At 47.0% G+C, this 22,770-nt stretch carries 20 protein-coding genes; 19 read left to right on the top strand and 1 reads right to left on the bottom strand.

What is annotated here, in order from left to right:
- Positions 1 to 8 precede the first annotated feature (8 nt).
- The 5 genes from BM184_RS13190 (at position 9) to BM184_RS13170 (ending at position 4,132) form a co-directional block, all read left to right on the top strand.
- Positions 9 to 767 carry an amino acid ABC transporter ATP-binding protein gene (locus tag BM184_RS13190; RefSeq protein ID WP_086941860.1) on the top strand — a complete coding sequence of 253 codons (759 nt, stop codon included), beginning with the start codon at positions 9 to 11 and terminating at the stop codon, positions 765 to 767.
- Positions 768 to 788: 21 nt separating this feature from the next.
- Positions 789 to 1,874: an iron-containing alcohol dehydrogenase gene (locus tag BM184_RS13185; protein ID WP_086941861.1), complete on the top strand. Its 1,086-nt coding sequence runs from the start codon at positions 789 to 791 to the stop codon at positions 1,872 to 1,874.
- Positions 1,861 to 2,925: a pyridoxal phosphate-dependent aminotransferase gene (locus BM184_RS13180; RefSeq protein ID WP_177208668.1), complete on the top strand. Its 1,065-nt coding sequence runs from the start codon at positions 1,861 to 1,863 to the stop codon at positions 2,923 to 2,925. The genes BM184_RS13185 and BM184_RS13180 overlap by 14 nt, the downstream gene beginning before the upstream one ends.
- 20 nt (positions 2,926 to 2,945) lie before the next feature.
- Positions 2,946 to 3,770, top strand: coding sequence for a transporter substrate-binding domain-containing protein (locus BM184_RS13175; protein WP_086941863.1), 825 nt, complete (start codon positions 2,946 to 2,948; stop codon positions 3,768 to 3,770).
- Positions 3,771 to 3,931: 161 nt separating this feature from the next.
- Complete coding sequence (locus BM184_RS13170; RefSeq protein ID WP_086941864.1) at positions 3,932 to 4,132, top strand: hypothetical protein; 201 nt, start codon at positions 3,932 to 3,934, stop codon at positions 4,130 to 4,132.
- A 56-nt stretch (positions 4,133 to 4,188) separates the two neighbouring features.
- Here the strand turns inward: BM184_RS13170 and BM184_RS13165 are convergent, their stop codons facing one another.
- Positions 4,189 to 4,611, bottom strand: coding sequence for a cupin domain-containing protein (locus tag BM184_RS13165; RefSeq protein ID WP_086941865.1), 423 nt, complete (start codon positions 4,609 to 4,611; stop codon positions 4,189 to 4,191).
- A 221-nt stretch (positions 4,612 to 4,832) separates the two neighbouring features.
- Between BM184_RS13165 and cdaA the strand changes: the two genes are divergently transcribed.
- From cdaA to srlA, 14 genes are all read left to right on the top strand, one after another.
- Positions 4,833 to 5,675 (top strand): diadenylate cyclase CdaA, encoded by an 843-nt coding sequence (gene cdaA, locus BM184_RS13160; protein ID WP_086941866.1) that lies wholly within the window; start codon positions 4,833 to 4,835, stop codon positions 5,673 to 5,675.
- Entirely contained in the window at positions 5,672 to 6,778 is a 1,107-nt protein-coding gene (locus BM184_RS13155; RefSeq protein WP_086941867.1) for a CdaR family protein, read from the top strand. Before cdaA ends, BM184_RS13155 begins: the two co-directional genes overlap by 4 nt.
- 64 nt (positions 6,779 to 6,842) lie before the next feature.
- Positions 6,843 to 8,195 (top strand): phosphoglucosamine mutase, encoded by a 1,353-nt coding sequence (gene glmM, locus BM184_RS13150; RefSeq protein WP_086941868.1) that lies wholly within the window; start codon positions 6,843 to 6,845, stop codon positions 8,193 to 8,195.
- A 226-nt stretch (positions 8,196 to 8,421) separates the two neighbouring features.
- Positions 8,422 to 10,113 carry a PTS transporter subunit EIIC gene (locus BM184_RS13145; protein WP_086941869.1) on the top strand — a complete coding sequence of 564 codons (1,692 nt, stop codon included), beginning with the start codon at positions 8,422 to 8,424 and terminating at the stop codon, positions 10,111 to 10,113.
- On the top strand, positions 10,097 to 12,130 hold the full coding sequence (locus BM184_RS13140; protein ID WP_086941870.1) for a BglG family transcription antiterminator: 2,034 nt from the start codon (positions 10,097 to 10,099) through the stop codon (positions 12,128 to 12,130). Before BM184_RS13145 ends, BM184_RS13140 begins: the two co-directional genes overlap by 17 nt.
- Before the next feature lie 25 nt (positions 12,131 to 12,155).
- On the top strand, positions 12,156 to 12,590 hold the full coding sequence (locus BM184_RS13135) for a PTS sugar transporter subunit IIA (protein ID WP_086941871.1): 435 nt from the start codon (positions 12,156 to 12,158) through the stop codon (positions 12,588 to 12,590).
- A gap of 392 nt (positions 12,591 to 12,982) precedes the next feature.
- Positions 12,983 to 14,731, top strand: a complete 1,749-nt coding sequence (locus BM184_RS13130) for a PTS mannitol transporter subunit IICBA (protein ID WP_086941872.1) — start codon at positions 12,983 to 12,985, stop codon at positions 14,729 to 14,731.
- A 16-nt stretch (positions 14,732 to 14,747) separates the two neighbouring features.
- Positions 14,748 to 15,185 (top strand): PTS sugar transporter subunit IIA, encoded by a 438-nt coding sequence (locus tag BM184_RS13125; protein WP_068561278.1) that lies wholly within the window; start codon positions 14,748 to 14,750, stop codon positions 15,183 to 15,185.
- A 12-nt stretch (positions 15,186 to 15,197) separates the two neighbouring features.
- The gene (locus BM184_RS13120; protein ID WP_086941873.1) at positions 15,198 to 16,346 is read left to right on the top strand and encodes a mannitol-1-phosphate 5-dehydrogenase; all 1,149 of its coding nucleotides are present in this window, start codon (positions 15,198 to 15,200) and stop codon (positions 16,344 to 16,346) included.
- A 453-nt stretch (positions 16,347 to 16,799) separates the two neighbouring features.
- Complete coding sequence (gene glmS / locus BM184_RS13115; protein ID WP_086941874.1) at positions 16,800 to 18,608, top strand: glutamine--fructose-6-phosphate transaminase (isomerizing); 1,809 nt, start codon at positions 16,800 to 16,802, stop codon at positions 18,606 to 18,608.
- A gap of 382 nt (positions 18,609 to 18,990) precedes the next feature.
- Positions 18,991 to 19,794, top strand: a complete 804-nt coding sequence (locus tag BM184_RS13105; protein ID WP_086941876.1) for a sorbitol-6-phosphate dehydrogenase subunit — start codon at positions 18,991 to 18,993, stop codon at positions 19,792 to 19,794.
- 15 nt (positions 19,795 to 19,809) lie between these two features.
- Entirely contained in the window at positions 19,810 to 21,690 is a 1,881-nt protein-coding gene (locus BM184_RS13100) for a BglG family transcription antiterminator (protein WP_086941877.1), read from the top strand.
- Positions 21,691 to 22,143, top strand: a complete 453-nt coding sequence (locus tag BM184_RS13095; protein WP_086941878.1) for a transcriptional regulator GutM — start codon at positions 21,691 to 21,693, stop codon at positions 22,141 to 22,143.
- Between the two features lie 40 nt (positions 22,144 to 22,183).
- Positions 22,184 to 22,732 carry a PTS glucitol/sorbitol transporter subunit IIC gene (gene srlA / locus BM184_RS13090; RefSeq protein ID WP_068561270.1) on the top strand — a complete coding sequence of 183 codons (549 nt, stop codon included), beginning with the start codon at positions 22,184 to 22,186 and terminating at the stop codon, positions 22,730 to 22,732.
- The last annotated feature ends 38 nt before the right edge of the window (positions 22,733 to 22,770 follow it).

The following is a 22,770-nucleotide window of genomic DNA, read 5'->3' as shown; positions in this document are numbered from 1 at the left end:
AGAGCGATATGATTGAAGTTCGAAATTTATCCAAATCGTTCGGCGCAAACAAAGTGCTGAATGATATCTCCTTTCAGGTCAAGGAAGGGGAAGTCGTCGCCATCATCGGTCCCAGCGGATCGGGCAAATCAACTTTGTTGCGGAGTCTGAATTTATTGGAGGAGCCGGACGAAGGCGTCATCAAGGTCGGCGATGTGACGGTCGACACGAAGTTGTTGACGCACCAAAACCGTTATGAACTCAGACAACAGTCCGCTATGGTTTTTCAGCATTTCAATTTATTCAAAAATAAAACCGTTCTGGAAAACGTGACGCTGGCCTTGACGAGCAGCAAGCGAAAAACTAAAGCAGAAGCTTTACAGATTGCCGAGGATTTGCTTGAACAGGTCGGGCTGTCGGATCAAAAAAAACAATACCCGGCGACACTGAGCGGCGGGCAGCAGCAAAGGGTGAGCATTGCGAGAGCGTTGGCCGTGAACCCGAAAGTGATCTTCATGGATGAACCGACGAGTGCGCTCGATCCGGAATTGGTCGGCGAAGTCTTAAAAACGATCGAGCAACTTTCAAAGCGGAACATTACCTTGGTTATTGTCACGCATGAGATGAAATTCGCTAAGAAAGTGGCCGATAAAATTGTTTTCATGAATAACGGCGTAATCGTTGAATCTGGGGCACCCGAAGCTGTTTTTTCCCAGCCTAAAGAAGAAAGGACCCGGAAATTCTTGTTGTCCACCAGAGAAGATGCAACGCTTGAATATGTCATATAAGCTGTCAGAAGGAGGCAGAGGATGAAAATTATCAGTGGTTTTCCCAAAAAAATTGTTGAATATGCGCATGCATTGGAGCATCTTGCTGACCACCTTCCAAATGATGTGAAGCGCGTGCTGCTGGTGACAGGCGAAAATAGTTGGCAGGCAACCAAAGAAATCATTCAGCCGGCACTCTCAAGAGAGGAACGGATTTTTGAACGGGTGGTAGTGGCTACTTATCCGACACAGAAATTAATCGATGCCTTCAGTTCAGTCGTCAGGGAACAACAACTAGATGCGGTCATTGGGGTCGGTGGTGGCCGCGTGTGTGATGTGGCGAAAGCAGTCGCGAATGAAACATCTTCTTTTTTGATGGCGATCCCGACAATTGCTGCCACGAATGCCGCTTTTCGGAAGAATTCGATCCTGTACGAAGAAAATGGGGCCTATGCCGGCGGCAACCAAAATGCTTCCACGGCGGATGTATTGTTGATTGATACTGCGATCATCGGTGCGGCACCGAGACGTTATCTGATTGCCGGAATGATCGATTCAGTCAGCAGAAGTGTCGATACGCGACCCTACACGATTGATTCGGACAATTTCGTTTTGGCGTTCATTCATCAAAATGCGCAGCTGGCAACCGATTATTTGCTGAAAATTAGCGAAAGGTATGCTGAGGGTGAGTTGAGTGAGGCGGAGTTGGCTCAGGCAGTTGACGCCATCATCAATGTCGTCGGTGTGGCCGGTGCGAAAAGCAAGGGGCGGATGTATAGAGGTGTGACGCATCCGTTGCATAATGAATTGACAAAGCTTGTGCACCATCCGGATATCCTGCATGGCGAAATCATCGCCTTTACGACATTGGTTCAGTTGCTGCTTGAAGGTTCAGATTATGAGTGGTACTTGCGCTTTTTAAGGAACTTGAAGTTCCATTTTGACATCGATACATTGGGGTTGGCGGATGAGGAAACCATCCAAATATTGGCGCATCATTTTGTTGCGCATTTTACGGAGGAAGTGGCGTTCTTCATCACTGATCTGTCGGAAGAACGTGTCGTTGCAGCAATCAAGGAAGCCAAGCAGATATTGGTCACGGAGGTGTTTTCGGATGGTGGAAATTAGAAAAGCCTTGCAGGGCTTGCATCAGCCACAAGCATACCCGGAAAAAATCGCTTCAGAAAGATTGCCGCTCGACAGAAACGAAAGTCCGCTTTTGCCATCCGCTTTTGTTCAGGAAGCGATCATCCAGGAGTTTTCGCAATTGTCGCGCTACCCCGAGAACAGTGCTTTTGCATTGCGGCAGGCATTGGGGGAACGTTGGCAGTTGGCACCGGATCATTTCCTGATCGGCAACGGTTCATTTGAAATCCTGTCATTGTTGGCACAGGTGTTTCTTGACCAAACGAGCCAAGTCATCGTTCCGCAAGGTACATTTGTCTGGCACAAGAAATTCAGCCACTTTTCAGGAGCACAGGTCGAGACGGTTCCGCTTGACCCACATTACCAGGTTCCATTAGCCGCGATAAAGGCAGCCATCATTCCGGAAACAAAAATGATCTGGCTGACGGATCCATTCAATCCGACCGGGACAAAGCTTCGTCCGGAGGAATTGCATCAATTTTGTGGGGAGGTACCTTCGTCGGTAGTCATTGTGATCGATGAGGCCTATATGGAATTCGCGGACGGGGATACGATCGAAAATTCCCGAAAATTGGTGGCGGACTTTGATAACGTCATTCTTTTGAGGACTTTTTCAAAGTTTTATCGCTTGGCATCGGTGAGGATCGGGTACGCAGCAGCGCAACCGGCATTGATCCAAATGATCTTGCCTTACCGGATTCCGCCTAATCATAATCGGCTGGGAGTGGCTGCAGCCGTCGCGAGTCTGGCGGATGACGAAAGCCAACAAGAAACGCTTCGTTTCATGAAGGCGGAGAAAAGTCACTTAACGCAAGCATTCATGGAATTAGGCCTCAAAGTAATCCCGAGCCAAGCCAATTTTTTGTTCGTATCGCTTGAAAAGCATCCAAGTTCGCTGATCGATCAATTGGCCGAACAAGTTATTTTTAAGCCGGGTAAGTATTTTGGCTACCCTAGTCATTTTAGGCTGACAATCGGAACAGCCAATCAAAACCGTCAAGTGATTGAAATAGTAAAACAATTGATTAACTAAAAATAAAGGAGTGTTTATTTATGAAGAAATGGTCAAAACTGATTTTCAAAGCTGCCGCATTAACTGCAGTATTGGGTGGACTGACTGCCTGCGCTGATACGGAGACTGCTGATCAAACAAGTGAAGCGAGCGTGACAGAGGAAAAAGTAACCTTACAAGTAGGCGCAACCGGACAATCGTTCCCTAATTCCTATATGGAAGACGATAAATTAGTCGGGTACGATGTGGAAGTTTTGGAAGCGATCGCTGGCAACTTAGGTTATGAATTGGAATGGACTACGGGTGCGTTTGATGGTTTGCTGGCTTCATTGAATGCCGGAAAATTGGACACAATCGCCAACAACTTTGCGATTACCCCTGAGCGTGCGGAAGCGGTCGACTTCACGACGCCTTATGCCTACACGGCTTCAGGAATTGCCGTAAGGGAAGATAGTGCCTTCGAAAGTACCGAAGATCTGGAAGGCGAAACGATCGGCGGGGTGGCCGGAAGCAACAAACTGACGGAATTGGAAGCCTATATTGCCGAAACTGGGTTAGGCATTGAAATCCGTCAATACGATACACGTGAAGGCCCGCAAGAAGATACACTGAAAGGTCAAGTCGCAGGGTATGCCCAAGATAAGGCAGTGTTGGCTGCAACAATCAAAAAAGATAATCTGGAATTGCGTGTTTTACCAGAAAATATTGCGATCGGCCAAGTGGCTTTTCCATTTGCCAAGGATGAAGCAGGCGAAAAATTGCGTAAAGAGTTTGATGCAGAATTACAGAATCTGCTTGCGGACGGAACAATCAAAGCGTTATCTGAAAAGTACTATGGTGTTGACGTTACAGTAGCAACGGAATAGATCGTTCTTGCGACTTCTGTGTCGATCCGAATGTTTTTCTCGTTTTTGAGATAAAAGTTCATAATTTGGAAAAATGTTTCATCGGAAAAACGTGATATGATGGATGAGGCGTATGTTTCAAAAAAATAGACAATTATCGAAGAGAAAGCAGGGGAAATACAATGGCTAAATGCACAGATTGCAACGTTGATTTGATTGAAGGCTTAGGTTTGTATTCGCAAGGGGTTTATCTTGTTGAATTGGCGAAGGAAAAAACATTGAACGGACATACAAAAGCAGCTTTGGAAGCGGCTGTTTGCCCACAATGCGGCAAAGTGTCTTTCTACTTGCCTGAAGAAGAATTAGCGAAACTGGTTGATTGATCTTAATGAACAGAAAAAACGAGCCCGGGATTAATTTCTCTGGGCTCGTTTTGTATTTAGTGTTCGTTCGGGTCGTTTTTTGCATCTTCATGGGTCAGGTGGACGGTTCCGGGCACATGGTCAGGGCCTGCATAGATCGTATACAGTTTGAGTGGTTTGTCGCCTGTGTTGGTGATGTTGTGCCATTTGTCGGCAGGGACAAAGACAGCGTCATCGTCGGAAACTTTCTGTTTGAAGTACAGATCGTCCTCTGAGTCGCCCATCACGCACACTCCGTCGCCTTCTTCGATGCGGATGAATTGGTCGATGCCATGGTGGACTTCCAATCCGATGTCATCGTTCGGTTGGATTGTCATCACCGTCACCTGTAATTTTTCGCCGGTCCAGATCGTGGTGCGGTAATTCTCGTTCTGCAGGGTTGCATCCTCGATGTTCACTACATAAGGTTTTTTGCCGTGATCCTTAAAATCGATACTCATTTGAATTCCTCCTAATTTAAATTAATTATCTTATTGTAATAACTATAAACTAAGTGTAGCAAAGTGAGCCGGATTTGCAAACGATATGCTTCAGCTGGGATCGATTGCCCATCTGCTTCCATTGTAACGCTACTGAAGCGCTTTCTCAAGGAATCAATGCCATTCGGTCGGATTATTTGTGATATAATTGACGATATAACTTTGAACGTGGAGGTGCGCATGTGTCAATCGATTGGGGAGAAGTGATCACCTGGAGCAATGCCTTTGATATAGTGGATATCCTGTTGGTATGGTATCTGGTCTACAAATTAATCATGATTTTAAAAGGTACGCGTTCCATTCAATTGCTGAAAGGTATCGGGATCATCGTGCTGATCAAACTGGCTGCTGTCACCCTTCAGTTGCAGACCATAGATTGGATCATGAACCGCGTCATCCAATGGGGTGTTGTGGCGGTCATTATCGTATTTCAGCCGGAAATCAGAAGAGGTTTGGAGCATCTGGGAAAAACAGGATTCAGAAAGAAAGCCAAACGGTCGGTCAATATGAGCGAACGCTTGGTGACGGAGTTGGATAAGGCTGTCCAGTATATGGCAAAGCGAAAGATCGGAGCATTGATATCCATCGAGCAGCAAGGTTTGCTGGACGAGTACGCTGCCACGGGGATAAGGATCGGCGGAGAGGTAACCAACCAGCTGCTGATCAATATTTTCATCCCGAACACGCCATTGCATGATGGAGCGGTCATCATCCAGGATTACAAAATCGCGACCGCAGCCAGTTATCTGCCGTTATCAGAAAGTTCCTTCATCCCGAAAGAGCTGGGAACAAGGCACCGTGCCGCAATCGGTCTTTGTGAAGTCAGCGATGCCATCACCATCATCGTCTCGGAAGAAACCGGGGGCGTCAGCATTGCCCATAAGACGAGCCTTTTGCGCGAAATGAACCGTGAGGATTTTGTTGCCTACCTGACGGATCAATTGGTCGTGGAGGAAGAGGAAGAAAAGACTACCAATTTCATTCAGGATTTCTTTGACAATACGAAGTGGGGTGGTTCTGAATGAGAAAGCAGCAAGACGATAAGTTTTTGGAAAACAAGTGGGTCGTCAGAGGCCTCTCCTTCTTGATTTCCTTGTTGTTGTTCGCCTATGTCTACTCAGAAAACTATGGTTGGTCCACGAGCACCAGCAACAGTTCCATCAGCACCAGCAAGCGGGAAACCATTTCGAATGTCCCGATCCAGGTGAATATCGATACGGATGAGTATTTCATTTCAGGATTGCCGGAAACAGTGGTGTTGACCCTGACCGGTCCGGAGAGCGTACTCGTGCAGACGATTTCCGCTGCGGATTACCGCATCGTCACGGAGGATCTGGACGAATTGGGGCCAGGAACCCATACGATCCAATTGACGGCCGAGAATCTATCGAATGAAATCGATTATTCGATTACGCCATCGCGAGTGAATGTCGTCATTGAAGAGCGGGTTGCAATCGAGAGCCCGGTGGAAGTCCGATTCGATGAATCTTTGGTCGATCCGCAATATCTAGCAGGCATTCCGGAACTGAGTACGGATACCGTGACGTTGACCGGACCGGCCTCGACCATAAGCCGTGTGGATAGTGTTTACGTGACGGTCGCAGCTGAAAATGGCTTGACAAATACTGTGAATATGAATACTGTAGTACAAGTAGTGGACGCAAGTGGGAATAAGTTGAATGTTTCCGTCGATCCGCAAGAAATTTCCGTCAGGATTCCGATTTCTCTTTACGGGAAAGAAGTGCCTTTGGTCATCCAACAAATCGGTGTGCCGCTTGAAGGCAAAATCTATACGATTGAAGTGGATGGGGAATCCAGTGTGACCTTGACAGGCGATAGGTCTGTGCTTGCCGATATCGATGAAGTGATTCTGCCGGTGAGTGTTACGGGTGTAGAGAGCAACACCACCCAAACGCTCACGATTCCGGTCCCGAATGACACCTTAACGGCGACGCCGACCACAATCAAGGTAAATATCCGCGTGTCGGATGCTTCCGAGGCCGCAGCCGATTCGGAGGCCAGCAATGATGAAGGAGATTCCTCCTCCGCCGACGAAAGCGGAGCTATCGCATCTTCAGCTTCGGATAATCCAAACAGTGAAGAGGGTCAATCGGAGAGCAGCTCATAAAATTAAAAATCAAACAAATCCATGCAAAGAAAATAAATGAAAAATCTAAAGGAGATTACAGGTAATGGGTAAATATTTTGGAACAGACGGTGTCAGAGGCGTTGCGAACAGCGAATTGACGCCGGAATTAGCTTTCAAATTAGGCCGTTTTGGAGGATATGTCCTAAGACAGCACGCTAAAGATATCGCGCATCCGCTTGTGTTGGTTGCGCGTGATACTAGAATTTCAGGTCAATTGTTGGAATACGCATTGGTTTCCGGTTTGTTGTCAGTCGGTATCGAAGTATTGCAATTGGGAGTCATCCCAACACCAGGCGTCGCTTATCTGACACGTATTCAAGGTGCTGTCGCTGGTGTCATGATCTCTGCATCGCACAATCCTGCAGGCGACAACGGCATCAAATTCTTCGGAGCTGACGGTTTCAAATTGTCGGATGAACAGGAATACGAAATCGAAGCTTATTTGGACCAAGAAGGGGATGATTTGCCGAGACCTTCCGCAGACGGATTGGGTACGGTGGATGAATATCCGGAAGGCGTCCTGAAATACGCTCAATACCTGCAGACGACCATCCCGGATGACCTTTCCGGCATCACAGTCTGCCTGGATGCGGCAAACGGGGCAGCATCACCTGTCGTCAATCGTTTATTCGCGGACTTGGAAACAGACTTCTATACAATGGGTGCAAATCCTGACGGCATCAACATCAACAAAGGCGTCGGTTCGACCCATCCGGATGTCCTTGGTAAATTTGTCGTTGAGAAAAAAGCGGATGTCGGCTTGGCCTTCGATGGAGACGCCGACCGCTGTATCGCTGTGGATGAGAATGGACGCATCATTGACGGCGACCGGATCATGTTCATCTGCGGCAAATATTTGAAAGAGCGAAATAAATTGAACAAAAACACAATCGTCTCGACTGTCATGAGCAACCTGGGCTTCCATTTGGCTGTGGAAGCTGAAGGCATGACTGCCTTGAAGACGCAAGTAGGTGACCGTTATGTCGTGGAAGAAATGCGCAAAAATGGTTACAATTTGGGCGGCGAGCAATCCGGACACGTTGTCTTCCTGGAAATGAACACGACTGGGGATGGCCTTTTGACAGGTATCCAATTGTTGAATGTCATGAAACAGACCGGCAAAAAACTTTCCGAATTGGCTGACGAAGTGACGCTTTACCCGCAAGAATTGGTGAACGTACGCGTCTCCGAAAAAGACGGTGTAATGGAGATTCCGGCTGTGAAAGCTGTCATCGAAGAAGTTGAGGCCGAAATGGCAGGCAAAGGACGCATTTTGGTTCGTCCGAGCGGAACAGAGCCGTTGTTGCGCGTTATGGCTGAAGCTGAAACGGATGAAAAATGTCATGAGTACGTTATGCGCATCGTCGATGTCGTAAAAGCGGAAATCGGCATCTAAGCTAGAGAGCCTGTAAAACATTTTAGGTCGTGGAACACTGTAGCGGTGGTGTTCCACGGCATTTTTTGTTTAGCGGTTGGTGATGGATCATAGACCCCATGAGTTGTTTGGAGCCGTCATTCAGAACAATAATTGCAAATATACACAATCGTAAGTTTATGGTTATAATGTAAGCGAAACCAATGTGGTGCGAAATCGGCAGGTTAGTGATAGGGGAGGTGCAATCATGATAAAACCAAAACGATCCTATGTACAGGAAGACCTTTTTGAATTACCGAAAATAAGGCGGGTTGGTCATTACCTCAGCGGAATGATCATGCCGAACGTGAGTGTCTTCATCACGTGGGGAATCATTACGACGCTTATTCAATATCTTCAGGGTCCGCTCCAAAATTCTTTTCTTGAAATGGATCACCTCATGATTCAATTTCTCCTCCCTGTGCTGATCGCCTATACCGGGGGACGATTGATTGAGAATCGTGCCGGGGTTGTGGCGGCCATTGCGGTGATCGGGATGCTCGTGGAATCAGAAGACCCGCAAATTCTGGGTGCCATGGTAATCGGACCGTTGATCGGCTGGAACGTTTTTCTGTTCGATAAATATCTTTTGCCTAAAGTCAAAGCGGGTTACGAGATGTTGGTCCGTAATTTTTCGGCGGGAATCATCGGTATGTTGTTCGGCTATTTGAGTCTTGTTTTTATCGGGCCTTTCATTGCGGGCGTCACGCAGCAAATCAGTCTGCTTGTTGGCTGGTTGATCCAGCGGAATCTGCTCTTGTTGACGAACATTTTTATAGAGCCGCTGAAGGTTTTGTTCTTGAACAATACGCTCAACCACGGCATTCTGACGCCTTTGGGCATCGAACAGACGGAGACAGCAGGAACGTCGCTTCTGTTTCTGATCGAAACCAACCCAGGTCCGGGATTGGGTGTTCTGTTGGCTTTCATTCTGTTCAGCCGGAAAGAACTGAAGGCCAGCGCCAGTGGGGCCTTTATGATCCATTTGATCGGCGGGATCCATGAGATTTACTTCCCATTTGTCTTGTTGAATCCCAGGTTGTTTGCGGCAGTCATTTTTAGCGGGATGAGCGGCACGCTGATCTTTGAGCTGTTTCAAGTGGGTTTGATAGCACCAGCCTCCCCTGGATCAATTTTGACGATTTTGGCGAATACGCCGCAAGAGATGCTGCTGGGGGTTGCGAGCGGCATTGCAGGAAGCACACTGGTGAGTTTTTTGATCGCTGCCCTCGTGATCAGGAAAGACCAGACAAAAAAAGAAATTTCAGAAAAGGTGACGAAAGTGACGGAAATTCGGAAAATTTTATTCGCATGTGATGCAGGGATGGGTTCAAGCGCCATGGGAGCCAGCCTGATGCGGCAGCAATTGGAAACGAGCGGGATTTCGATTCCGGTGGACTACACGTCCATTTACCACGTGAACGATGATCCCCATCTTTTGCTTATCACCCAAAATGAGTTGAAGCACTTGGCTGAAATCCAAGCCCCGCACGCACAACTTGTCACAATCGGAAATTTTTTGGACCAGGAAGAGTATATGAAAGTTGTGGCACTGCTGACCGATGAACAAGAAATAAAAGGGATCCCGGAAGCGCTCGGAGAAACACTGCCGTATCAAAAAGTCGTCTTTTTGTATGCGGATGGTGTGCGGGGTTCCCAGACGATGGCCGTGCAAGCGTTCCGGAATCTAGCTGAAAAGCAAAATATCAGGGTCGACATCGAAAAGCAACCATTGGAACAGCTGATTGCGGACCAAAGTAATCTGTATGTCGTCACTGAAGACTTTGCTGCTGAGAACAATCTGCCGAAGGCTCCGCTGCTGATTGTTGAACATCTTATCGCAACGAATAAATACGAGAAACTATTAAGGGGAGACTTGTCAGATGTTTCTAACTCCTAGAGAGACCATCATTTTAAAAGAATTGCTGCATTCCGCCTCACCAGTTACCGTGGAACGCTTGATGAGCCTGCTGAAAGTCAGCAAGCGTACGGTCTACCGCGAATTGGCAAATCTTGAGCTTTCTTTGGAATCCATCGGCGCAAAGTTGGAGAAAGAGAGCCGGGGCCGTTTCCGCTTGCTTGCTGAGGATGCCGCAAAAGCAAAAATCCTTTCCATAGTGTCTGAGGATGAGCCTTCCGAATTATCCGCCACGGAACGCCAGCATGCCATTTTGCTGCAGTTATTGAACAGTGACGAGCCGATCAGCATGCAGACGTTTCTGGATGAATACTTGATCAGCAACACCACCTTTTTTGCCGACATCAAACAGTTGGAGCTGCGTTTGGCGCGGCTGCCATTAACGATCGCGAGAAATCGCGGCTATGAACTTGTAGGCAGCGAAAAGTATCGCCGGCTCCTGTTGGCCAATATTCTTGGAATCGAAATCAATGAGTACCACTTCTTTCACTTTTCCGAATTGGAAGATAAAGAAAGTTTCTTTATGCAATTCGTCAATCAGGAGCAGCTGCTTTTTGCTCAAAAATTGGTGCGGGAAATCGTCGAGCCGCGCTTTTCCGACTTGAGTGATCGGAAACTGGAGTTTTTGATTTTGATGTTGACAATTTCCATGGATCGCGTTCCGAGAGGCCGCCAATTGGTGGAAGAGTCCTATGCGGGACAAATCAATAAGGAACTTTTGGATTTGTCGAAGCAAATTTTTGCCAAAATCGCAGCGCATACGAAGCAATTGTATGCGGTCAGCGAAGTCGTCTTCTTCGCTAATCTGTTGGGTGATTTCTTCAGTGACTTGGATAACGATTTTTTTAACGAAAGCTTCGATCCGCGTTTGGCGTACCAAGTGAAGCAATTGATCGAAAACGTCAGCCAGGATGCTGAAGTCAATTTCTTTGAAGACAGCAATCTCTATAAAATGCTCTTGACGCATCTTTCCGCGGCGTTGAGCCGCGCCATCCTGAATCAAGGGAGCCTCAATAATCCCATCCTGGAGCGGATCATGGGGCAATATTCGGAAGTTGCGGGTGCGATCCGCAAGGCCTTGCCGAAGGTGTTCCCGCAGCAGGAATTCTCCGAAGAGGAGATCGCCTATATGGTGCTGCATTTTGCCAATTCCCTGGAACGCAGCCCGAAAGTCATCGCGGTGGATATTGCCGGCATTTCCCCGAGCGGCATGGCCTCTACGCGGATGCTGGAAATGCGTTTGCGGAAACATTTTCCTTTCATCAATGAAATCGTCTTTTTCCGGATAGCCGACCTCGGGAAACTGAATCTGGAAGAGAAGTTTGATTTGACCATCTCCACTTCATTGTTGCCGGGGTACAGCGGGAAATACTTATTGATTTCCCCGTTGCTTTTGGAGGATGAAATCAAGCAACTCAAAGAAGCATTCCGCGCAATCGATCATACGAAGCGGCGTGTTCAACCCGCAGCGAAGCCGCGCTTGCCTGAAAATGACGATTATCAGGAGGTCATGACCTTTATCGATGAAATCAACCAGTTGCTGAAGCACTTTTTCGTCAAGCCGTTGGAAAACAGCGCCAACATTTCCGAAACAGTCGCTTTAGCAGTAAACCATATTTCAACTGAAATCGTAGCCGACCCGGCAAAAGTCCGGGATAAATTGATGAATCGCTACCAGCAAGCGCCGATCGGGATTCCCAATACCCATTTTGCTTTGTTCCATGCTTCGCATGCAGCGGTTCTTCAGCCTTGCTTTTGTGTCTTTGATCTGCAGACGCCGCTGGAAATAGTCGGTATGGATAAGGAACCGATGACCTTGACGCGGATGTTGGTCATGCTGGCTCCAGATCCGATCGAAGAGAATGTCGCTAAGATGCTGGGGAAAATCAGTGGAGCGATCATCATGAACGATTTGGGGATGGAGATTTTCAATTCCGGCAATGAAGCGATCATCTACCAATTGCTGTCCGCCCTCTTGATTGAGGAAGTAAAGAAGTAGAGAAGTAAGGAAGTGAGGAGCCCATATGATTACGATCAAAGATGAGCATATTCTGTTGGATCAAACGTACAGCAACGCCGAAGCCGCGATTGTTGCCGCCGGGGAATTTCTGGTGGCGCAAGGGTTGGTGTCCCCGCCTTACATCCAATCGATGCTGGCGCGCCACCGTAAAGTGAGTGTCTATGTCGGTAATTTTGTCGCCTTGCCTCACGGAGACAGCGAGGGACAGCCCTATATTGAAGAAGAAGGCATCTGCTTGATTCAGGTGCCTGACGGCGTCAACTTCGGCAGCGGCAAGGAACCGCAAATCGCGACTATCCTATTTGTGGTGGCATTGAAGGAAAAACAATTGGAAGCTTTGCAGGACGTCGCTTTTTTCTGCTCGGATATCGAAAACGTGATGGCGTTGAGCGATGCCAAAGATCTGCGGGCGGTCAAAGACATTCTCCAAAACAGCTAGAAGACACAACTCAAAATAAATGCAAAAAGCAAGCAGCATCCCACTCGGTGGAAGGCTGCTTGCTTTTTTTGCGCGCCCGCTAACCTGAGAAGAAGGAAGGAATGAGGGCGCAGCTCCGATGAAGGATCTACTTCCCGGAGGACGCCGTTTATAATCCTTGCTTAACTCCGATGAAGCCATGCTTATCGGAGAACACAAGCAGAATGTGGGCCGAACTCCGGCGAAGCCTCCGTTCCCCGGAGAAGAGTGAAACAGATCTCGGCAACGGAGATCCGGATACGCGAATCAAGACCTGGCACAAATAAACGTGCCAAAGCACGACTATAAACCAGGAAGGGAAGCGCATACAATAAAGACATCAAAAGAAACAGTTTGAAGGGAGAAACAAAAAGATGGAACAGACACAACAAGCCTCGTTGAAGACAAAGGTTCAAAAGTTAGGCAGTACGCTCTCAAGCATGGTGATGCCGAATATAGGGGCACTCATCGCCTGGGGAGTTTTAACGGCACTATTCATCCCGGATGGCTACTTGCCGAATGAATCCTTCGCTTCGATGGTCGGCCCGATGCTTACGTATCTAATTCCCTTGTTGGTCGGCTATACAGGAGGAAAAGTGATCGCAGGCGAGCGCGGTGCGGTTGTCGGCGCCATCGCCACAATGGGTGTGATCGTAGGGACAGAAATTCCGATGATCATGGGTGCCATGATCATGGGACCGTTGGGCGGTTTCACGATCAAGAAATTTGATGCCATTTTCCAGAGCAAAATCAAGACCGGTTTTGAAATGCTGGTCAATAATTTCTCGGCAGGCTTGATCGGATTCGCTTTGGCACTTGTAGGGTTCCAGGCGATCGGACCAGTGGTTGACCGTTTAACACAAGCAATGGCAGCCGGGGTTGAAACGATCCTGAACGCACAATTGATTCCCTTAACAAATATCTTCATCGAACCAGCAAAAATTCTTTTCCTGAACAATGCAATCAACCACGGAATTTTGACTCCGTTAGGAACAGAACAAGTCAGCGAGACAGGTCGTTCGATCCTCTTCCTGCTTGAAGCAAATCCTGGTCCTGGTTTGGGCGTGTTGTTGGCTTTCACTCTGTTCGGCAAAGGCTCAGCGAAATCGACAGCGCCGGGCGCGATGATCATCCACTTCTTGGGTGGCATCCACGAAATCTATTTCCCTTACGTCATGATGAAACCGTTATTATTTCTCGCAGTCATCTCGGGTGGTGTTTCCGGAAGCTTTGTGTTCCAACTTTTAGGCGCTGGTTTGCGGGCTCCGGCTTCACCAGGTTCGATCATTGCGATTTTGGCTATGACGCCGATGGGTTCTTACCTGCCCGTCATTTTGGGGGTTGTCGCCGGTGCAGCAGCATCTTTTGCAGTAGCAACGGTCATTTTGAAGGCAGACTCCAAAGAAGCAGTCGATAATTTCGAAGAAAGCGTAAAAGCGACCCAAGCAGCAAAATTAAGCGCAAAAGGCTCAGCAGGACAAACAAGTCTTACAAACATGTCAGGCATCCAACACATCATTTTTGCTTGCGACGCAGGGATGGGATCCAGCGCAATGGGCGCTTCTATCCTGCGCAAAAAAATCAATGCAGCCGGGTTACCGCAAGACGTCACCAACCGCGCCATCAATAATCTGACGGATGCAGCCAACACGTTGATCGTAACCCAGGAAGAACTGAAGAATCGGGCCCAACAGAAAGCACCGAATGCAACTTTTGTAGCGATCGAGAATTTCCTGAACTCGCCAAAATACGATGAAATCGTAGCTACGCTGTCCGGAACCGATCTGAAAGAAACAGTCGTTGCACCTGCAGCATCACGCCTTGACGTTGACTTGGCGAATATCAATGAAATCGTCTTGGTCCATGATGACCGCAAAGGCTCCGCCACGATGGGACAAAAAGTAGTGGAACGGATTTTGGAGAGGGAAGCGCTGGATATACCTTTAAGAAAAATGCACATTGACGAGCTGAAGGCATCTCCGCAAACATTGGTGATCAGCAAAAACAGTCTGACGCAAGCGGCCCAGCAAAAAGTTCCTGCAGCGGTTCATCTGTCAGTAGACAGTTTGATCACGACATCGAAATACGAGAGCGTCGTCGCCAACTTGAAGCAAATAGCGTAAAGAGAGGAAGAATAAGATGAATAATTTAGATAAAGAAATGATCGTTTTGAATAAAGCGTTCGCTTCAAAAGAAGAAGCTATTCGTTTCTGCGGCCAAAAATTAGTGGACGCAGGCTGTGTGGATTCGGATTATGTGGAGGCTATGGTGCAACGCGATCGGATGTTGTCAGTGTATATGGGGAATTTCATCGCGATTCCCCATGGTACCGATGCAGCCAAAGAGCACGTGAAAAAATCAGGCATTTGTGTGGTGCAAGTGCCTGACGGGGTCGATTTCGGCGACGAGCAGGAAGAAAAAGTGGCAACCGTTTTGTTCGGCATCGCAGGAGTCGGCGATGACCACTTGGAATTGATCCAAAAAATCGCGCTGTATTGCAGCGACGTGGATAACGTCGTTACTTTGGCGGACGCTTTGACAAAAGATGAGATCACTGGCAGCTTAGCCATTGCATAAGGAGAGATGAAAATGAAAGCAGTACATTTTGGTGCCGGAAATATCGGCCGCGGCTTTATCGGGGAAATTTTGAATCACAACGGGTATGCAATCACTTTTGTGGATGTGAACGATACAATCATCGAAGCTTTAAAAACACGTGGCGGCTATACGATCGAGCTGGCGGACGAGTCACGCAAACAGATCCAGATCGAGAACGTCACTGGTCTCAATAATGCCAAAGAAGCAGAAAAAGTTGTGGAAGCGATCGTTGAAGCGGATCTCCTCACGACTGCCATCGGACCGAATATTCTGCCCAGAATCGCGCAATTGATTGCAGAAGGGATCAAGGCACGTGCAGTCCGGAACATCCAACAGCCCATCGACATCATCGCCTGTGAAAACATGATCGGCGGATCGACATTCCTGGCGGGTGAAGTCAAGAAATATTTCACGGACACGGCTTACCTTGATGCGTATGTCGGCTTCCCTGATGCAGCGGTGGACCGGATCGTTCCGATGCAACAACATGCTGATCCGCTCTTTGTGCAAGTGGAGCCATTCAGCGAGTGGGTTGTACAAGGGACAGCCTGCAAAAGCCCGATCCGACTGGAAGGCGTTGCCTATGTGAACGACCTGGAGCCTTATATCGAACGCAAATTGTTCAGCGTCAATACAGGGCATGCTACGGTAGCCTATACAGGCGCTCTGCAAGGCTATGAAACAATCGATGAAGCGATGCAGGATAATCTGGTCGTCATCCAACTGCGCTCCGTATTGCATGAGACAGGCAAATTGTTGATCGCTAAATGGGGATTCGATGCGGCGGAACACGAGAAATATATCGAGAAAATCATCGGCCGTTTCCAAAACAAATACATTTCCGACGCGATTTCCCGTGTGGCGCGCACACCTTTAAGAAAATTGGGCAACCATGAGCGCTTCATCCGTCCGATGGTTGAATTGACCCAAATCGATGAGATGCCTTTCCACTTGCTGGAGACGATCGGCATGGTCTTCAATTATTTCGACCCGGAAGATGAACAATGCCAAGAACTGAAAGAAATGATCCTGCAAAAAGGCTTGGACAAAATCATTCCGGAAATAACCGGGATAGACAATCAAAAAATCTTGGGCAGCATCAAACAGAACGTCGAGAAGTACGCTTATAAGGTGGCTTGATCACTGCCTTTCAATCAGCAACTTTCAACTATACGCGTTGTGCCGGTCAAGGAGACATTTGAGACATCTTGATGAAATCAAACGGCACAACGAGTATAAGTTTTTCTTAAATAATGCTTCAAATCAACATTACAAGTGAAACAGAACAAGAAACATTTTGACAAGGTCACTGCTTGTAGGATAAAATGCATGTATTCTGGAAAATATAAAGCTAGGAGGATAGAGGAAGAAGCAAATGGATAGCGCCAGACTTCAGGGAGCACAGGAAAACAGGCCCTGAAGTGACGAGGATTGGGTTTATCGAAGGATTCGGCGGATGACCCAAGGCAAGTGTAGTCTACAGGATTGAAGCAAAAAAGACCCTTATGTGGCTTCAGAGCCCGAAACGGTCTTACAGAGATCAATCCCCACACCCAGAAAAAAATCGAGATAATAAAGGGGATTTTTACGCTTATGTGTGGAATAGTTGGATATGTAGGACAAGGCAATGTACAAGAGGTATTGTTGCATGGATTAGAGAAATTGGAATACCGTGGTTATGATTCAGCCGGTATTTTTGTCGTAGACGCTGAAAACCAAGGTCATGTATTCAAGGAAAAAGGCCGCATCGCGGATTTGCGCGCAATCGTCGACAGACAGGTAGATGCGCATACAGGAATCGGACACACAAGATGGGCAACGCATGGCGTGCCGAGCGCAGAGAATGCGCATCCGCACCAATCTGCGGATGGACGTTTTACTTTGGTCCATAATGGGGTCATCGAAAACTTCAAAGAAATCAAAGACGAGTACCTGCAGGGCGTTAATTTTGTCAGCCAAACAGATACGGAAATCGTTGTGCAGCTGATCGAAAAAATCGCTGCCGAAGAAAACCTGGACGGTAAAGAAGCTTTGCGTCGTGCTTTGTCGATCGTGAGAGGTTCTTACGCTTTCGCTTTAGTCGATGCACAAGCTCCGAATGTCCTTTATGCAGCTAAAAACAAAAGCCCGTTGTTGATCGGCTTGGGTGATGACTTCAACGTCGTTGCCAGTGATGCAATGGCTACTGTTCAGATCACAAACCAATATGTCGAAATCCACGACGGTGAAATGATCACATTGACCGCTGATGGCGTCACAATCGAAAAATTAGACGGAAAAGCGGTAACACGTAATCCGTATACGGCTCAAATCGATGCCAGCGACTTGGAAAAAGGGACATACCCTTACTACATGTTGAAAGAAATCGATGAACAGCCTGCTGTTATGCGTAACATCATCCAAAAATACCAAAACGCAGAAGGTCGCTTGACTGTTCCAGAAGAATTGGTCACTGCTATGTTGGAGTCTGACCGCATCCACATCGTGGCTTGCGGAACGAGCTACCATTCCGGTTGGGTAGGCAAACATTATCTGGAAAAAATTGCACAGATTCCGACAGAAGTGCATGTCGCCAGCGAATTCTCCTACAACCCGCCGCTATTGAAAGGTAATCCGTTCTTTATCTTCCTTACCCAAAGTGGGGAGACTGCGGATAGCCGCCAAGTATTGGTGAAAGTAAAAGAATGGGGATACCCAGCTTTGACGATCACAAACGTGGCTGGTTCAACCTTGTCGCGTGAAGCGGACTACACATTGCTGTTGCATGCAGGTCCAGAGATCGCAGTCGCTTCAACGAAAGCTTACACGGCACAAATCGCTGTCTTGGCTGTCTTGTCGGATGCGTTAGGCGCGAGAACGGGTCATGATATGGGAATCGACATGGTCCATGAATTAGGGATCGTCGCAAATGCGATGGAAGCGGTCATCGATGACAAAGAGCGCATCGCTGCCTTGGCTGACATCTACTTGCCGAACACCCGCAATGCTTTCTACATCGGACGCGGTCTGGATTACTTCGTATCGATGGAAGCTGCATTGAAACTGAAAGAAATTTCTTATATCCAAACAGAAGGTTTTGCTGCCGGAGAGTTGAAGCATGGCACGATCGCCTTGATCGAAGAAGGAACTCCGGTCTTGGCTATCATTACCCAAGCTGATGTTGCCAGCCATACGCGCGGAAACGTCGAAGAAGTGCGTTCACGCGGCGCAAATACTTGTGTATTCGCAATGGCAGGTTTGGCTAATGAAAATGACCAAATCATCTTGCCGGCTGTTCACCCAGCATTGGCGCCACTGATGACAGTCGTTCCGACACAGTTGATGGCTTACTACGCAACGCTTCACCGTGGCTATGACGTCGACAAACCAAGAAACTTGGCTAAATCGGTTACGGTTGAGTAAAATTCATTAAATACATACTTATAACATCCTTTCGCTTATTATTTAATAAGTGAAAGGATGTTTTTTTGCGTTTGAATAGGCCCGATTAGTTCAAAGATAATAGCACTGCAGTGAAGGAATGGTTGCACTAATTCACTTTTTTCATTGGAAAAAGTGTTGCTGCTCCTGAAACCGCAGGCGTAAAAAACCAATTTTTCCCATTTGTGGCGCGCTTTTTCCGGTTTCGGACACACAAATATGATTTTTATCCCATCCCTCCAAATTCCAACTAATTGAATTAGTTCAAAAACAAGCCCCCTTTTACGGGCCAAGGACTGTATTAATTTATTTTTTATTTGGTCTATACTCTGGACTATAGAGATTGAAAGGGGATACAAACATTATGGCAAACAACTGGTTGGAATTAGACGGAAAAACGGTTATCGTTACAGGAGGAAATTCAGGCATCGGCTTGCACATCGCGGATCACTTGAAATCACAAGGTGCAAACGTCGTTGTGGCGGATTTGAGTGTTGAAACGGGAACAAGCGTTTATGGTAAACTGAATGTGAAGACAGATGTGACTTCCATCGAGAGCATCGAGGCAATGGTCGAAAAAGCTGTTGAGAAATTTGGCAAAATCGACGTTTTGGTCAATAATGCAGGTATGAACCTGCCGCGTTTATTGGTGGATGTCTACAGTGATGAAAGAAAATACGAAATCGATGAAGACTCATTCAACAAAATGACAGCAGTCAATCAAAAAGGAATGGTATTCACTACCCAAGCCGTCGTCAGAAACATGCTGAAGAACAAAGTGGAAGGCACGATCATCAATATCTCTTCCGAATCCGGCATGGAAGGTTCGGTCGGCCAAAGCATCTATTCAGCAACTAAAGGCGCTACGAATTCTTACACGCGTTCATGGGCAAAAGAACTTGGTAAATTTGGCATCAAAGTCGTCGGTATCGCACCGGGGATCAATGAAAAAACAGGATTGACAACTCCTGCCTACAATGAAGCATTGGCTTACACAAGAAACATACCGGTTGAGCAATTGGACACAGGGTATGAAAAGAGCATTCCACTGGGACGCGTCGGAAAATTGGATGAAATCGGCTACTTGGTGGCATTTTTATCTTCCAACAAATCCGCTTATATCACTGGTACAACAATCAACATTACAGGCGGGAAATCTAGAGGATAGTATGGGGGCATTAACATGTCAACGGCAAGCGATAGAGAAGTTTTGCTGAGAAGTTTACTTTCAAATAAAGAAATGGATGTTCAAAGTCTCGAGGAAGCGTCGGGAAAAAACAAATACCAGATCAAAACGATCATTTCGGAATTGAACGATGTCTACGAAGGATTCTTAAAAATCCAACAAAAGGATGAATCGCAAGTAGCCATCGTCAGAAAGGAGGGGACGAACATATTCAACACACTTCATTACAATATCCATCAGGACTTCAATAAGGTAGAATGCAGGATCGCGTATCTGTTGTACCGCTTGATATGCACAGAGGAGTACCTGAATATCGGAGACCTCTCCGAAGAAATGAGTGTAAGCAGGAGTACGGTGAACAACGATCTGAAGAAGCTGAAGCAGCTTTTGGAAAAATACAATGCAAAAGTCGTCGGAATCCCGAACAAAGGCATCACCTTCCAGTGCAGCGAATTCGGCACCCGCTTGGTGCTTATATACGAAGTCTTCGAGTTGTTGCAGATGACCTTTCTGCCGGACCAAGAAATCCAGGCTGCGCTTGACGGACTCGGCCAAGCCTACAAGCTGGATGAGCAGGCAAAAGAACTGCTATATAAGGCTTTAGCTGTAAGCGTTCACAGGGTGGCGCACGGGCATACGATAGCTTCCGAGATTCCGATGTACAAAAACTTCGAGGCGGATTCGGTAAATGTCATCGCCTATATCCAACTGCTGCAAAAGAAATTTGCTGTTGCGTTGAATGACCATGAAATTGCTTTTCTCGCCTTTCCGATCAACACGAGGAATTCAGCTTACGTAAAAGGATCAGAAAATAACGAGAATGAAGAGGTCCTCAGACAAGTCGTTTCCAGCATGCTGAAAACGGTAAGGGACCAAGTCATGATCGAAATCGATGAAGAAGCCTTCTTTGATAAAGTCAAATATCACCTGCTTTTCTTGATAAACAGGCTGGTCTTCCGGATCCCGAACACGGATCTGTATCTGGAACAGATCAAACTCAAGTATCCTTTAGCCTTCGAGCTGGCGAAGATTTCGCTGTCGGAACTGAATCGCCTGTACCAATTGCGTGCAAGCGCGGACGACATCAGCTATCTGGCTGTCTACTACGCACTGATGCTGGACGAAAGGCAAGCGAACGATTCCAAAGGCAAAAGCACAAAGGATGTCGGCATCATCACGAACCTTGGAAGAGGGAGTTTTGAGCTGATCAGCAGACAGATCAAAGAGATCGTCGGGAATGAGATGAATATCGTTCACATCAATACCGACAGCCTGCCGAAAGAAAAATTGAAACGGTTCCGGCTGCTTTTCACAACCGAAGAGATTTCCGTGGACACCGAAGTCCCTGTCATCAAAATCGACAGGTTGGTCAGCCCGGACGATTTGGCCCAAAAGATCTATGCGGTGGAAAAAGATCAATACAACATCAAATACCTGACAAACGAAAACATCAGTTATCACCTCGTGAATCTGAAAGGCCAGATGGGTTACTTTGATTACGTGGAAGAGATCATGTCCTACCTTTCCAGAAGATACCGCCTGTCCGAGGATATTCTGGACCGATTCGTGGAAAAAGAAGAAAGACACACGATGATTTATGAAAACAAGGTAGCTTTCCCGCATTTGACCGACCCCAACATCAACAAGTTGGTGTTTGTCCTGGGGAACATCACGATGGCCAACCGCAACGATGCTTTTTCCTTGATGTTATTTTTAGTGACACCCGAGCAAATTTCTGAGCAGCAAGAAAGAATCTTGATGCAAGTGTATGATTTTGTCTTTAAGGTCATCAACGATACCTCTCTGATCGATGATCTGAAGAAAGTGGATGATGTGCAAGGACTGATTGAGATGCTGGAGAAAAGGGGTACGAAATAGATGAACAATATGCTTGCATTGGGTATTCTGGTTGTCGGCGCTTTTTTGATCCAAAGCGCACTGGGCTTTTTTCAGATCAGACATTTCGGCAATGAATACAACGAATTGAAGGCGGACGGCAGAGTTGCGATAGGCAAACGAGCAGGGAAGCTGACTTCCGGAACGATCATCATGTTCCAATTGGATGAAAAAGGCGTCATCGTCAGAGGCAAAAAGCTGCAGGGAACCACGATCTTGGCCAGGTTCAAACCATACAACAATCTGAACGGCAGACTGATCGAAGCCATCAAGGCAGATGACCCGGATGTGCTGGCTGAAATCAAGATCACCCGCAAAACCATCATGAATGCGGTCACTAATTACCGGATGTTCATAAACGGAGAAACCATTCCGGAGAAAGAATCGCCATTCAAAGAACTGACCAAAAAAATTACAAACATTAAGTTCGGATAAAACGTGTAAGAAATAATACATATAATAAGGAGTGTTACATATGGACTTTCTAGTTAAAGGTGCAGAAAGCTTTATCGGATTATTTCAATTAGGTGCAAACACATTTATGAGCTGGATGACCGGCATCGTCCCAATCGTCTTGATGCTGATGGTATTCATGAACGTAGTGATCAAGCTGATCGGTGAGGAAAAAATCAATGGCCTCGCACAACGCTTCTCTAAATATTCCTTGGTCAGAAACTGTATCTTGCCTTTCTTGGCAGCGTTCATGTTGGGGAATCCCGCTTCATTCACATTAGGCAGATTCCTGCCGGAGTTCTACAAGCCAAGTTTCTATGCGGCACTTGCGCAATACAACCATACAAGTAACGGCCTTTTCCCACATATCAATGCAGGTGAATTGTTCGTATTCCTGGGGATCGCTTCAGGTGTTGAAACGCTTGGATTGAGCACCACGCCACTGGCTATCCGTTATCTGCTTGTCGGGCTTGTGATGAATGCTGTAGGCGCATACGTAACCGACTTCACGACTGCTTACGTCTGCAAAAAATCAGGCATTCAATTGAGCAAAACCGCGAAAGTTCAATAATAACGACCAAGAAGATGTTGCATAAAACAAATAGAATG

The sequence above is a fragment of the Trichococcus pasteurii genome, from assembly GCF_900112935.1.
In the GTDB taxonomy this organism is placed as follows: Bacteria; Bacillota; Bacilli; order Lactobacillales; family Aerococcaceae; genus Trichococcus; species Trichococcus pasteurii.
Note: the sequence above shows the minus strand (reverse complement) of the source record. Positions and strands in the feature narration are given on the sequence as shown.

Coding starts and splice junctions, on each gene's coding strand:
- BM184_RS13175 (WP_086941863.1), top strand. CDS start 2,946: ATGAAGAAATGGTCAAAACTGATTTTCAAAGCTGCCGCATTAACTGCA.
- BM184_RS13105 (WP_086941876.1), top strand. CDS start 18,991: ATGGCAAACAACTGGTTGGAATTAGACGGAAAAACGGTTATCGTTACA.
- BM184_RS13180 (WP_177208668.1), top strand. CDS start 1,861: ATGGTGGAAATTAGAAAAGCCTTGCAGGGCTTGCATCAGCCACAAGCA.
- BM184_RS13135 (WP_086941871.1), top strand. CDS start 12,156: ATGATTACGATCAAAGATGAGCATATTCTGTTGGATCAAACGTACAGC.
- BM184_RS13130 (WP_086941872.1), top strand. CDS start 12,983: ATGGAACAGACACAACAAGCCTCGTTGAAGACAAAGGTTCAAAAGTTA.
- BM184_RS13100 (WP_086941877.1), top strand. CDS start 19,810: ATGTCAACGGCAAGCGATAGAGAAGTTTTGCTGAGAAGTTTACTTTCA.
- BM184_RS13185 (WP_086941861.1), top strand. CDS start 789: ATGAAAATTATCAGTGGTTTTCCCAAAAAAATTGTTGAATATGCGCAT.
- BM184_RS13095 (WP_086941878.1), top strand. CDS start 21,691: ATGAACAATATGCTTGCATTGGGTATTCTGGTTGTCGGCGCTTTTTTG.
- BM184_RS13120 (WP_086941873.1), top strand. CDS start 15,198: ATGAAAGCAGTACATTTTGGTGCCGGAAATATCGGCCGCGGCTTTATC.
- BM184_RS13155 (WP_086941867.1), top strand. CDS start 5,672: ATGAGAAAGCAGCAAGACGATAAGTTTTTGGAAAACAAGTGGGTCGTC.
- glmS (WP_086941874.1), top strand. CDS start 16,800: ATGTGTGGAATAGTTGGATATGTAGGACAAGGCAATGTACAAGAGGTA.
- BM184_RS13170 (WP_086941864.1), top strand. CDS start 3,932: ATGGCTAAATGCACAGATTGCAACGTTGATTTGATTGAAGGCTTAGGT.
- BM184_RS13165 (WP_086941865.1), bottom strand. CDS start 4,611: ATGAGTATCGATTTTAAGGATCACGGCAAAAAACCTTATGTAGTGAAC.
- BM184_RS13140 (WP_086941870.1), top strand. CDS start 10,097: ATGTTTCTAACTCCTAGAGAGACCATCATTTTAAAAGAATTGCTGCAT.
- BM184_RS13125 (WP_068561278.1), top strand. CDS start 14,748: ATGAATAATTTAGATAAAGAAATGATCGTTTTGAATAAAGCGTTCGCT.
- glmM (WP_086941868.1), top strand. CDS start 6,843: ATGGGTAAATATTTTGGAACAGACGGTGTCAGAGGCGTTGCGAACAGC.
- BM184_RS13145 (WP_086941869.1), top strand. CDS start 8,422: ATGATAAAACCAAAACGATCCTATGTACAGGAAGACCTTTTTGAATTA.
- BM184_RS13190 (WP_086941860.1), top strand. CDS start 9: ATGATTGAAGTTCGAAATTTATCCAAATCGTTCGGCGCAAACAAAGTG.
- srlA (WP_068561270.1), top strand. CDS start 22,184: ATGGACTTTCTAGTTAAAGGTGCAGAAAGCTTTATCGGATTATTTCAA.